The following is a 12,579-nucleotide window of genomic DNA, read 5'->3' on the forward strand; positions in this document are numbered from 1 at the left end:
GTTGGGGTTGGGGTTAGTTGCCGGCTCGGGGGCTGGTTTGTTGGAAGGCGGTTCGTTCGCTCGGCGGGACGAAGTCGCGGACGGGTTGGTCGCGCAGGGCCGCGGCGAGCACCTCGCCGACCGCGTCCACCATCCGCGACTGCACCGCCTGACCGACCGCGTCGCGGGGATCGTCCGGGTTCGCCGCCATCGACGCGACCGCCAGCTGCGGGGTGAACGCCACGACCGTCTCGGTCTCGTACCGCTCCGAGCTGCCGGTCTTACCGGCCACCGGCCGGCCGAGCTTGGCGCGCAGGGTGGGTGCGGTGGCGCCGTCGCAGCGCCCGTACATCGACTGGTCGCCGACCGGGCAGCGGGCGGCGTCGGTGGCCGCCCGGGCCACGTCGGTGTCGAGCACCTGCCGGCAGTCCGGCTTGGCGGCGTCGACGGGCCGGCCACCCGAGTCGGTGATCGAGACGACCGGCAGCGGGGCGCACCAGGTTCCCTCGGCCGCCACCGTGGCGTACGCCGTCGCCAGGTCCAACGGGGTCGTCGCGGCCACGCCCAAGGTGAACGGACCCCAGTTCTTCGCGCCGTAGCGGGCGAGCCGGGCGTCGGAGTCGGCGCGCAGCACGATGCCGAGCCGCTCGGCCATCTCCACCACCCGGTCGGCGCCGACCCGCTCGGTGAGCCAGGCGAAGTAGGTGTTCACCGAGCGGCCGAACGCGCTCCACATGGTGCGCGGGCCGTCCATCGACGAGGGGCTGGCGTTCACCGGGCACCAGCGGCCGTCGCAGCTCGCCGAGCCGCTCACCGGGAAGCGGGTGAGCAGTTGGGTGGGCGCGACGAAGTCCGTCGACAGCGGCATGCCGGACTCCAGCGCGGCGAGCATGGCGAAGAGCTTGAACGTCGACCCGCCCTGGTATCCCTCGATCGCGCCGCCGCCGGCGACCAGCTGGTTCACCGTGTTCGGGTGGTTCTTCTGCCCGACCGGGTTGTCCTGGACGCTGTATTTGCGGTTCACCGACATCGCCAGCACCCGGCCGGTGCCTGGCTGTACGACCACGGTCGGCAACGCCCGCGCCTCGGTCGGCTGGTAGATCCGCAGGACCTGCTCGGTGGTGGCCCGCTGCACCCCCGGGTCCAGCGAGGAGACGATGGAGAATCCGCCCCGGCGCAGCGTGCGTTGCCGCTCGTCGGCGGTCGACCCGAACGCCGCCTGGGCGCTCCACCACCGGGTGAACCAGTCGCAGAAGAATCCCCAGTCGTTGTGCCCGTCGGGCACGCCGTGCAGTCGTTCGGGGTCTCGCTGGGCCGCAGCTGCAACGGCTCGGCCCGGGCCGCCGCAGCCGCGTCCGCCGACACCTGGTCCGTTTCCACCAACTGTTCCAGCACGTACGCCCGTCGGTTCAGCGCGCTGTCGGCGTCGCCGTTGATCGGGTCGTCGCTGTCCGGAGACCGGACCAGGCCGGCCAGCAGCGCGGCCTGGGCCAGGGTGAGGTCGGCCGGGCTTCGGGAGAAGTAGCGCTTGCTGGCCGCCGCGATGCCGTACGCGCCGGCGCCGAAGTAGGCGATGTTCAGGTAGCGGGTGAGGATCTCCTCCTTGTTCAGCTCCCGTTCCATCGCCAGGGCGTACCGCATCTCCTGGAGCTTGCGGGCGGTGGTGATCTCGGTGGCCGCGCGGCGTTGCCGCTCGGTCAGCCGGGGGTCACTGCTGAGGACGTTGCGGACGTACTGCATGGTCAGTGTGGAGGCGCCCTGCCGGGTCTGGCCGTCGCGTTTGTTCACCGTGAACGCGCGCACGACACCGCGCAGGTCCACACCGCTGTGCTGGTAGAACCGGACGTCCTCGGCGGCCACGATCGCCTGGCGCATCACCGGCGCCACCTCACGCAGCGGCACGTCCCACCGGTCCTCCTGGTAGAAGGAGGTGATCAGGGTGGTGCCGTCGTTGGCGTAGAGGTTGGAGCGCTGCGCGGTGGGTGGCGTACGGAGGGTGTTCGGCAGCTCCGAGTAGGGCGTGGACAGGGCGCTGAAGCCGATTCCGAAGACCAGGGCCGCGGGCAGGGCGGCCGCTGCCAGCATCAGCCCGGCCAGTACGCCGGCGATCACCACGGTCAGCAGTTTGTCGAGATGGGCCCGGATCATCAGCTCTCCCCGCAGGAGCCGGTCACGCTAGGACCCGTTCAGAATGACCCGGAACGCCCCTTTCACCACCGGTTTTCACCAAACCCGGAGGAAACTCGCACGGCGCTCAGGGCAGCAGCGCGCCGGCCAGCGGGTGGACCGTCTCCTCGATCTCGTCGGCGACCCTGTTGAAGCACTGGTCGCCGCGACCCCACGGGTCGTCCAGATCGTCCGTCGGCAGCGCCGAGGCACCCAGCCGGGCGTCGTGCGCCGCGGCCACCAGGGCCACACCCCGGGCGTACACCGCCTCCGGAGTCGCCTCGGCGGCCGGCAGCGCGCTGGTGTCCACCGCCGCGAGCAACCGACCGAACTCGCCCAGCACGAACGTCCGGGCCGCCGCGTCCGGCCGCAGCGCCACCACGTACTCCTGCTGGTCGGCGGTCGCGGTCAGCACCAGGTCGGCGGCGTCGATGTGGTCCGAGCGCAGCTTGCGGGCGGCGAAGCCCTCGACATCCCCACCGCGCCCGATGACCTGCCGCGCCGCCGGCGGGTTCATCTCCTCGCCCGCGTGCCAACCACCGGTGCCGGCGCTGTGGCTGTGCAGCAGCTCCTCCGCCCGGGCCGGGTCCTGCTCACGCCGGACCAACCGCTCCCGCACGGCGAGGGCGAGCAGCCGCTCGGCCATCGGCGAACGGCAGATGTTGCCCATGCAGACGTGCAGCACGGTGAACGGGGGCACTCAGACCCCCTGGCTGTCGACGAGATCCGGGACCACGTCGCGCAGCTTCTCCAGCGGAATCGCGCCGGCCCGCAGCAACTGCGGCACCTCACCGGTCAGGTCCACGATCGTGCTGGGCACCGGGTCCGGACAGGGCCCGGCCTCCAGGTACGCCCGCACCGAGTAGCTGAGCTGGTCGCGCGCCTCCTCGGCGGTCACCGCGGCGGGTTGACCCGTCTTGTTGGCCGACGAGACCGCCATCGGGCCGGTCTCCCGCAGCACCTCCAGGGCCACCGGGTGCAACGGCATCCGCACCGCCACCGTGCCCGTCTTGTCGCCCAGGTCCCACTGCAGGCTCGGCGAGTGCTCGACGACGATCGTCAGCGCACCCGGCCAGAACGCCTCCACCAGGTCCCGTGCGGCGGTGGGCAGCGAGAAGACCAACCCGTCCAGGGTGTGCCGGGACCCGATCAGCACCGGCGGCGGCATCTGCCGACCCCGGCCCTTCGCGTCCAGCAGCGCCTTGACCGCGTACGGGGTGAACGCGTCCGCGCCGATTCCATAGACGGTGTCCGTCGGAAGGACGACCAGCTCGCCGTTCTTGACCGCCTCGATGGCCGCAGCGATGCCGCGGTCCCGATCAGCGGGCGACCGGCAGTCGTAGAGCATCACGAGGAGTCAGTCTGCCACGCCGCCCCGCCGGGGGCGTGCTGGCCGTCCGCCCGTCGGGACGCGGTGGCGTACCGGGGCCGCCCGGTGAGGTCCGGATGCTCCGTGACGGCGGCGAACCGGCCGTCCGCGACGAACAGGTCGGGCACCGCCGCGCCGTGCGTGTCGTCGTGCTCGACGCCCACCATGCCGCCGGGGCGCAGCAGCGCCGCCGCCCGGATGATCACCGGCCGGATCACCGCCAGGCCGTCCGCCCCACCGAACACCGCCTCCGCCGGGTCGTGCGCGGCCACCTCGGGCGGCACGACCACCTCGACCGGCACGTACGGCGGGTTGCAGAGCAGCACGTCCACCCGACCGACCAGCTCCGCCAGCAGATCCGGTGCGGTCACGTCGGCCTCGACCACCTCGATCGGGCGGTCCCCCGCCGCGGCCCGCTCCGCCGCGTTGCGCCGCAGCCAGCCCAGCGCCGCCGGGGACCGCTCCACCGCCACCACGCGGGCCCCCGGCAGCTCCTGCGCCACCGCCAGCGCGATGGCGCCGGAACCGCTGCACAGGTCCACCACCAACGGCTCGGGCCGGGTCTGGGCCTGCTCGACGCCCCAGCCGGCCAGCAACTCGGTCTCCGGCCGGGGCACGAAGACACCCGGGCCGACCGCCAGCTCCAGGTGCCGGAACGCGGCCCGGCCGGTCAGGTGCTGCAACGGCTCCCGGCCGGCGCGACGACGGACCAGGTCGTCGAGCCGCGCCAGCTCGTCGTCGTCCAGGTCGTCGGCGAGCGCCAGCCGGCCCCGGGGCACCCCCAGCACGTACGCCGCCAGCAGTTCGGCCTCCACACGGGCCGGGCCCACCCCCGCGGCGGCGAGCGTCCGGGCCGCGCGGGCCACCGCGGCGGACGGACGGAGCCTCCCTGTCCCCTCGGGGGGGTGTTGCGGCAGAGTGGTCACGCGATAATCATGATGCGTCGCGGGCGACGTGACGAACGGGTGCGTCGAGACGCACACGACGGGAGGTTTGCGGGTGGGCTGGCTCGACCGGGTCGAGGACCAGGTTGACGCTCTCACGCACGCCCGGGCGTTGCAGGAGGCCAGTCGCTCTGCGGAGTCGTACGCCCTGCTGGAGCGGGTGATCCGCACCACCACCAACCCGGCGGCCCGGGCGGACGCCATGGTGCAGCGTCTCTCCGCGCTGATCAATCTCGGTCGGACGGCGGAGTTCACCCGTGCCATCGAAGAGGCGTCGGCGGCGGTCCGTGACCTCGCCGAGCCCTACCTGCACGGGCACCTCAACGCGCTGGCCGCGCTCGCCGCGCACCACCAGGGCGCACTGGACCGCTGCGTCACCCATCTGGTGAAGGCCGCCCGGGCGCTGGGCGCGGTGGAGGACCCGGACCGGGACACCGCCTGGGGCTGGCACGACCTCGCGATGGCCTACAGCTACCTCAGCTTCCACGGGTACGCCCTGGGCGCGATCGAACGTGCCCGGCAACTCGGCCTGACCGCCGGAATCCCCGAGGAGACGTTCGCCGCGCCGGGCATCCGGCTGCGCAACGCCGTGGCACTGGACCACAACGGCGACAGTGACGGCTGCCTGCGGGTGCTCCGCGACGTCGCGGCCGATCTGGCCCGGTTCGTGCACAGCGGTCGCGCCGACCGGCTGCGCCCGAGCAGCCTCGCCGCGTACGGGTACGCGGCGGCCCGGCAGGCGGCGCTCGGCGACCGGGTGGAGCCGAGCGTCGACATCGACCCGTCCCACCTGCTCCAGAACGGCGGCGACAGCGCCCGTGCCCGCGACATGCGGCACCTCGGGCAGGTCTGCCTGGCCGTCGCCGCCGGCCGGCCGATCGAGGCGGTCGCCCGGCTGGACACCATCCGGGTCTCCACCGAGACACTCGGCACGGCGGAGCCGGCCCGGCTGCGCAGCATCGCGCTGGCCCGGGCCGGGGACCACGTGGCCGCGCACCGGGCCGACCGGCTGGCGTTCCGGCTCGCCGCACAGCGCAACGACCGGCTGCGCGACGTCTACATCGACGGCATCGCCGCCCGGATCGACCACGAGGAGATGCGCCGCGAGGCGGCCCGGTTCGAGGGGGAGGCACTGACCGACCCGCTCACCGGCCTGCCCAACAGGCGTCGACTCGAGCGGTACATCACCGCCGTGGTCACCCGTGGCGAACGGGTGGTGATCGGCGTCTGCGACCTGGACGGCTTCAAGGCGGTCAACACCCGGCACGGGCACCACTCCGGCGACCTGGTCCTGCAACGCATCGCCGGGGTGATCAACCGGGTGATGCGTCGGGGGGACTTCGTGGCCCGCTACGGCGGTGACGAGTTCGTCGTGGTGCTGCCGGACACCGGCATGACCGAGGCCGGCGAGGTGGCCCGCCGGATCGAGACGGCGGTCCGCGCCGAGGACTGGGAGTCGCTTGTGCCGGGCACGCCAGTCGGGGTGAGTATCGGCTTCGCCGAGGTCTCCGGCGGCGGTGGGCTACGCGACGCGCTCAGCGTCGCCTTCGAGGAGGCCGACCGGGAGATGCTGCGCGCCAAGTCCCGCCCGCGCGCCAGCTGACCGTCGGCACCGGCCGGTCAGCGCGACGGCGCGGTCAGCGGCGGGTCAGCGGCGGGTCAGCGGCGGGTCAGCTCGGTGTCGCCGGCCAGGCGGGCGGCGCGGTCGGCCTCGGTCAGGGCGTCCAGGACGCCGTCCATCTCGCCGGCCAGCGCCAGGTCCAGGTTGTACGCGGTGTAGCCGATCCGGTGGTCGGTGATCCGGTTCTGCGGGAAGTTGTAGGTGCGGATCCGCTCCGAGCGGTCCACCGTGCGCACCTGCGCCTTGCGGGCGTCCGAGGCGGCGGCGTCGGCCTGCTCCTGGGCCGCCGCGAGCAGCCGGGCCCGCAGGATGCGCATGGCCTGCTCCCGGTTCTGCAACTGGGACTTCTCGTTCTGACACGAGACGACGATGCCGGTCGGCAGGTGGGTGATCCGCACCGCCGAGTCGGTGGTGTTCACCGACTGCCCTCCCGGACCGGACGAACGGAACACGTCGATCCGCAGGTCGTTCTGGTCGATGGTGACGTCGACGTCCTCGGCCTCGGGCAGCACCAGCACCCCGGCGGCGCTGGTGTGGATCCGGCCCTGCGACTCGGTGACCGGGACGCGCTGCACCCGGTGCACGCCACCCTCCCACTTGAGCCGCGACCAGACGCCGTTGCCGCCCTCCGGCACACCCTTGGTCTTGATCGACAACGAGACGTCCTTGACGCCGCCGAGGTCCGAGTCCTGTGCGTCGATCACCTCGGTGACCCAGCCGTGGCGTTCGGCGTACCGGGTGTACATCCGCAGCAGGTCACCGGCGAAGAGCGCGGACTCCTCGCCACCCTCACCGGCCTTGATCTCGACGATCACGTCCTTGGCGTCGTGCGGGTCACGGGGGATGAGCAGCTCGGCGAGGCGCTCCTCCAGGGCCGGCAGGGATGCCGCGATCGACTCCGCCTCGCCGGCGAAGGAGGGATCCTCCGCGGCCAACTCGCGGGCCGCGGCCAGGTCGGCGCGCGCCTGCTCCAGCTCGTCGGCGGCCTTGTGCAGCGGCACCAGCTCGGCGTACCGCCGGCCGACCCGGCGCGCGGTGGCCTGGTCGGCGTGGATCGCCGGGTCGGCCAGCCGCTTCTCCAACTCGGCGTACTCGTCGAGGAGGCCGGCCAGACGCTCGCTGCTCATGCTGCGGGTGCTCCTTCGACGGTGCGGCACCGGGCCGACCCGAAGGCCGGTCGCCGGGTGGAAACAGGTGAAATACGGACGCGCCCGTGTCCGGCGGTGAACCGGACGCGGGCGCCGAACGAGGAGTTACTTGGCCTTCTTGGCCTGAACCTTGGCGTACTTCTGCTGGAACTTCGCGACCCGGCCGGCGGTGTCGAGAACGCGCTGCTTACCGGTGTAGAACGGGTGGCAGGCGCTGCAGGTCTCGACGTGGATCGCCCCGCCCTTGGCGGTGCTGCGGGTCTGGAAGGTGTTGCCGCAGGAGCAGCTGACCTCGGTGGTCACGTACTCCGGGTGGATGCCTGACTTCATCTCGCCTCGGTCCTCTCGTTGGTGGTCGCCGGGTCGCCGTCACCGCTCGTCGCGCCGTACGCGACGGGCTCGGGCGTGAACCGGAACCGGTGGCCGATTGACCAGTGTGCCATGGGCCTGAGCCAGCCCGGCAATCGGGCCGCACACCTCGTCCGGCATCGTCAACACGTGCCTACCCGTCCGCATTCCCGCCGCCCAGCGGGGCATTCGCCCATCCTGGGAACCGTCGCCGCGTACCCCGCCGGGGGTACGTCGGTCGAGCCGGAGGTGCGCCGATGACCCGCCTGATCGCCACCCGGGGGCTGCCCGCCTCGGGCAAGACCACCTTCGCCCGTACGCTCCAGCCGTCCGTGCTGCGGGTCAACCGGGACGACCTGCGCCGCATGCTGCACGGCGAGCGGCTGTTCACCCAGTGGGCCGAGGCCCAGGTGACCGTCGTGCAGCGGGCCCAGGTCGAGGCGCTGCTGCGGGCTCGGGCGGACGTCTGCGTGGACGACACCAACCTGCGCGCCCGCACGTTGCGGGGCTGGGCCGATCTGGCCGCCCGGCACGGCGCGGATTTCGAGGTGCACGACTTCACCGACGTACCGCTGGACGAGTGCCTACGTCGCGACGCCGCCCGCCCGGTGGCCGACCAGGTCGGCGCGGACGCGATCCGCCGGCTGCACGAGCGGTACCTGGAGGGGCGGGACCTGCCGTTGCCGGTGCCGCAGGCCCGCACCGGAGGGCCCGGAGCCGTGCACCCGCCGTCGACCGAACCGCCGGAGATCGTCCTGGTGGACATCGACGGCACCGTCGCGCTGGCCGTGTCCCGCAGCCCGTACGACATGACCCGGGTGGGCGAGGACCAGCCGAATCCGGCGGTGATCGCGGCGGTCCGGGCGATGCACGCCGCCGGGTACGGGGTGGTCTTCTGTTCGGGGCGGGACGCCTCCGCCCGACCGGCCACCGAGGGGTGGCTGGCCCGGCACGTCCGGGTCCCCTATCTCGGCCTGCACCTGCGCGCCGTCGGCGACTCCCGCAAGGACTCGATCGTCAAGCGGGAGATCTACGACCGGGAGATCCGGGACCGCTACCGGGTGGTCGGCGTCTTCGACGACCGCGCCCAGGTGGTCCGGATGTGGCGGGCCCTCGGCCTCACCGTCTTCCAGGTGGCCGACGGCGACTTCTGAGGTGTACGGGCCCCTCGCTGTCAGCGACCGCGAGGGGCCCGTACGCATCAGCGGGTGAGGGCGACGGTGGCGTCGGCGCGGAGGCCGTTGACGGTGACGGTCAGGCGTACCGGGGCACCGGGGCGCAGCGCGGTCAGCGTGCCGGTGGCCGGGTCGAAGCGGGCGGTGTGCCACGGGCGCACCCCCGCCGCCGAGCCGATGTGCACGCCGGGCGAGGCCGACCAGTCGGCGCTGACCGGAGCGGCCACCGGGACCGTACGCCCTCCGGGCTGGGTCAGCGTGGCGGTGACCGCGGCGGGGGTGCCGACCGCGACGCTGGCCGGGGCGGTCACCGTGAGCCGGTCGGTGTGCGCGTGGAACTCCGCGTCCACCCAGCGGGGCCCCTCGGCGAGCGGGTCACGGCGGGCCCGGTCGGCCTCGGCCGGGGTCACCGGGTCCACGCCGAACTCCGACCAGCCGGTGAAGCCACCCTGGTCGGCAGGGGTGGACGGCGTCTTGCCCGCGTTGCCGTTGATCACGTACGGCACCCCGTCCACCCGGTCGGCGTGGAAGGTGCCGACGTGCCCGCCCACGAACAGCGCACCCTTGCCGGTGCGGTGCTGGAAGTCGGCCAGCCACTGCTCCAGCAGCGCCGCCTCCTTACGGTCGGTGAGCTGGCTGGCCTGCGCCGGGCTGGGGTCGCGCGCCGGGTGGTGGTGCAGGACGACGACCGAGCCGACGCGCCGGTCGGTGGCCGCCGCGTCCAGCGTCTCGCGCAGCATCCGTACCTGGTCGAAGCCACCGCCGCGCAGCGTCCCGGTGGACGAGTTCAGCGTGACGAACCGGGTGCCGTTGTGGTCGAAGACCCGTGAGGTGGCACCGAACGCGGCAGCGAAGTTGCTGATCGGGGCCCCCATGATCTCGTGGTTGCCGGGCACGTAGTACCAGGGCAGCGCGTCGCCCAACTCCTCGTCGAGGATCCGTCGGGCCAGCGCGAAGTCGGCCGGATAGGCGGTGTCCACGAAGTCGCCGTTGATCAGGAGGAAGTCGGGACGGGCCGCCCGTACCTCGCGCAGCGTCCGTCGGGCCTGGGCGACGAGGTCGCTGTCCGGGTCGGCGGCGACGAACTGGGCGTCGGAGAGCACCGCGAACCGCCAGGGCGCGCCGTCCACCGTGCCGTCGCGGACCACCACCCGATCGGTACGCGGGGGCACCGCCGGCACGTCGACCGTGGGCGGGACCTTCGCCACCAGGTCGTCGATGATCACCTCGCTGGTGTACTGCGCGGCGGCGTTCGTCTCGGCCACGTAGAAGCGGCGCACCCGCACCGGGTACTGCACGCCGGCAGGCACCGCGAACTCCACGTACCGCCAGCCGGTCCAGGTGATCAGCGGGCCACGCAGCACGTGCTGGGTGTCCTGGGCGTCGTGCAGGTGCAGGCTGGGCCATTCCCCGGTGCCGTTGCCGTGGATCCACATGCCGAATGCCTGCGGCTGGCCGGGCACCTCGATCCAGGCGGGCGGGTCGGCGTACGCGGCCCGGGTGCCGGTGGACTGGCTGAAGTCGTACGACATCCGCAGGCCGGTGCCGGTGTGCCCCGGCGCCGGCGCGACCGACCCGCTGGCCCGGGCCTGGCTGAACCGCCAGGACGCGGCGTCGTCGAAGCCGGCGACCGGCACGTCGGTCAACCCGACGGTGACCGGCAGGACGACGCTCGTGCGTCCGACATGGACCGTGATCAGGGCGGATCCGGTGTCCCGCAACGCGGTGACGGTCAAATTGCCGTCCTCGGTCGGGGTGATCCGCAGGAGGTCCCGGTCGTAGTCGAGGGTCACATCCGCCGGTTCGATCGGCGCGGTGTTGCCTTCGGCGTCGTAGCCGACCACGCCGACCAAGGCGTTGCCGTCCCGGCCGGTCAAACCGACCCGCTGCGTGGTGGTGCCGATCCGGGCCAGCGGGCCGAGCACGGTGAGGGCCAGCGAGCCGGTGGCCCGGCCCCGCGAGGCGGTGACCGTGCCGACCCCCGGGGCGCCGGCGTGGAACACCCCGTCGCGGTCGACCCGGCCGCGTGACGCCGGGGTCGCCCGCCAGGTGGGCGCGCCGGCCGCCGGACCGTACGTCTCGTCGTAGCCAGCCGCGGTGATGGTGCGGGTCAGCCCGGGGAACACCCGGTCGGGCCGGCCACCGCGCACCGGTGAGACACCCGGGGCGGCCGTGGGGTCGCTGGCCGTCTCGACCCAGTAGCCGGCGAGTCGGCCGCTGCCCTTCGGCGCGTAGATGGCCAGGCCGTTGGGCACGGCCCGTTCGCTGCCGTCGGAGGGACCGTTCTCCACCTGCACGGCCGGCGCGCCCGGCTCCCGGGCCAGCAGCGTGGAGGATCCGCCGCCGTCCAGGTTGAGCGCGTGGTGGGCACCCAGCTCGGCCATCATCCGGCCCATCTCGGTCTGCGTCACGCCCCGGCTGTCGACCTGACGACCGTCCACCGTCAACATGATCATTTTCCGACCGTCGGCACTGAACCCGACCGCGGTGCGGGGGGCGAGCGTCGGGTCGGCGATGCTCTGCACGACACCGTCGCGGACCAGGACGTTGCCGCCTCCGACCGCCGCGTGCAGGGTGCTGCCGTCGGACGGCTTCGGCCGCCACGCCACCGTCACCGGGTCACCGGGGCGAAGCCCGGCCAGCGCTTCCGCGCCCGCGTCGCGGCCGAGCAGCACGGTGCTGCCGGCGACGATCGGGCCGCTGCCGGCCACGTCGGCCACCGCGGCCACCCGCCCGCCGGTCACGGTGACCTCGACCACCCGGGCCGCGCCCTCCACCGCACGCTGCCGGGAGTACGTCCCCCACAACTCGGTGAACGCGCCGATGCCGTCGGCCTGCACCATGTTGTTGAACTGGGTCAGCGGGACCGGCCCGCTGGGCAGGGTGGCGCTGCCGTCGAAGTTCACCTCGATCACCCGGCCGAGCCCGTTCGCGGTGACCACCACCGCGTTGCGGTGACCGCTGACCGCCGACTGGACCAGCTGGCCGTCGCGGACGCCGACACCCTGGGCGGCGCCCGAGCTGTTGATGTCGAAGAAGTCGCCGTTGACAGCGGCGACCGCGCGCGAGTCGTCCACCGCCTTCCGCAGTGGCTCGGCCCGGCTGACCGCCCCGGAGTTGACGTAGTCGACGGTGGAGCCGCCGGCGAGGTCGGTGGTGAGCGCATCGGCGCGCAGCCAGCCGTCGGCGTCGTACCGGTCGAAGGACGTGAGCTGCACACCGGGCGCGACCGGCCGGGTGGCCTTCGTGGTCTCCAGACCGCCGGCCGGCTCCAGACCGTCAGCGGCGGCTGGGGCGGTCCCGGCTACCGGGTCGGCGGCCAGGCTGACCGAGCCGCCCGGCCGGGACGACGCCGGCGGCGCATCCTCCGCGATGGTGGACGAATCCACCGACGGTGGGGACACGGCGGCGGCGACGGGCGGGGCCGGAGGTGCGGCGGTCGCCGGCAGTGGCGCGGCCAAGGCGAGCAGCGGCGTCAGCAGCAGGACGCCGGTGCGACGGGCAGATCGTCTGCGGGTACGCATGGACGACAGTCAACCCGGCAGTGAATAGAAGTTTCAAGACCTCCGCGCCAAACCGAAGGAAAATTCCACGCCTGCCACGCCTCGATCCTCGCCCGGGCACGCCGCCGATTCCCGCCGGCACCGCCCTGCCGGGCCGACCTCCCCTTGCCGCACTCGAAGATCCGTTGATCGACTTGTGTTCCACGAAGTCGCGGTGTCCGAGGCACGGCGGTTTCAAGCGGTTGTTGCAACTAGGTGTTTGTTGAGTACCTCGGCTGGATTGTGCCAGTCGAGGGTTTGGCGTGGTCGTCCGTTGAGTTCTCGGG

8 protein-coding genes and 1 pseudogene are annotated in these 12,579 nt (G+C 73.1%); 2 read left to right on the top strand and 7 right to left on the bottom strand.

Annotated elements, in window-relative coordinates; all coding sequences use genetic code 11:
- Positions 1 to 13 precede the first annotated feature (13 nt).
- The 4 genes and pseudogenes from JNW91_RS25035 to prmC form a co-directional block, all read right to left on the bottom strand.
- A pseudogene (locus JNW91_RS25035) lies at positions 14 to 2,127 on the bottom strand (transglycosylase domain-containing protein).
- A gap of 106 nt (positions 2,128 to 2,233) precedes the next feature.
- Positions 2,234 to 2,845 carry an arsenate reductase/protein-tyrosine-phosphatase family protein gene (locus JNW91_RS25040; RefSeq protein WP_203177848.1) on the bottom strand — a complete coding sequence of 204 codons (612 nt, stop codon included), beginning with the start codon at positions 2,843 to 2,845 and terminating at the stop codon, positions 2,234 to 2,236.
- Positions 2,846 to 3,493 carry an L-threonylcarbamoyladenylate synthase gene (locus JNW91_RS25045; protein ID WP_203177855.1) on the bottom strand — a complete coding sequence of 216 codons (648 nt, stop codon included), beginning with the start codon at positions 3,491 to 3,493 and terminating at the stop codon, positions 2,846 to 2,848.
- Entirely contained in the window at positions 3,493 to 4,440 is a 948-nt protein-coding gene (gene prmC / locus JNW91_RS25050) for a peptide chain release factor N(5)-glutamine methyltransferase (RefSeq protein ID WP_203177849.1), read from the bottom strand. Before prmC ends, JNW91_RS25045 begins: the two co-directional genes overlap by 1 nt.
- A gap of 73 nt (positions 4,441 to 4,513) precedes the next feature.
- Between prmC and JNW91_RS25055 the strand changes: the two genes are divergently transcribed.
- Positions 4,514 to 6,061: a GGDEF domain-containing protein gene (locus tag JNW91_RS25055; protein ID WP_203177850.1), complete on the top strand. Its 1,548-nt coding sequence runs from the start codon at positions 4,514 to 4,516 to the stop codon at positions 6,059 to 6,061.
- 56 nt (positions 6,062 to 6,117) lie between these two features.
- Here JNW91_RS25055 and prfA read toward each other — a convergent pair whose 3' ends face one another.
- Positions 6,118 to 7,206 (bottom strand): peptide chain release factor 1, encoded by a 1,089-nt coding sequence (gene prfA, locus JNW91_RS25060; RefSeq protein WP_203177851.1) that lies wholly within the window; start codon positions 7,204 to 7,206, stop codon positions 6,118 to 6,120.
- A gap of 126 nt (positions 7,207 to 7,332) precedes the next feature.
- A complete protein-coding gene (gene rpmE / locus JNW91_RS25065) occupies positions 7,333 to 7,557 on the bottom strand; it encodes a 50S ribosomal protein L31 (protein WP_203177852.1) in 225 nt (74 codons plus the stop codon).
- A 275-nt stretch (positions 7,558 to 7,832) separates the two neighbouring features.
- Here rpmE and JNW91_RS25070 point away from each other — a divergent pair, with 275 nt between their 5' ends.
- Positions 7,833 to 8,729 (top strand): phosphatase domain-containing protein, encoded by an 897-nt coding sequence (locus JNW91_RS25070; RefSeq protein WP_203177853.1) that lies wholly within the window; start codon positions 7,833 to 7,835, stop codon positions 8,727 to 8,729.
- A gap of 47 nt (positions 8,730 to 8,776) precedes the next feature.
- Here the strand turns inward: JNW91_RS25070 and JNW91_RS25075 are convergent, their stop codons facing one another.
- Positions 8,777 to 12,274 carry a phosphodiester glycosidase family protein gene (locus JNW91_RS25075; RefSeq protein WP_203177854.1) on the bottom strand — a complete coding sequence of 1,166 codons (3,498 nt, stop codon included), beginning with the start codon at positions 12,272 to 12,274 and terminating at the stop codon, positions 8,777 to 8,779.
- Between the last annotated feature and the right edge of the window lie 305 nt (positions 12,275 to 12,579).

Source organism: Micromonospora parastrephiae, assembly GCF_016802865.1.
In the GTDB taxonomy this organism is placed as follows: Bacteria; Actinomycetota; Actinomycetes; order Mycobacteriales; family Micromonosporaceae; genus Micromonospora; species Micromonospora parastrephiae.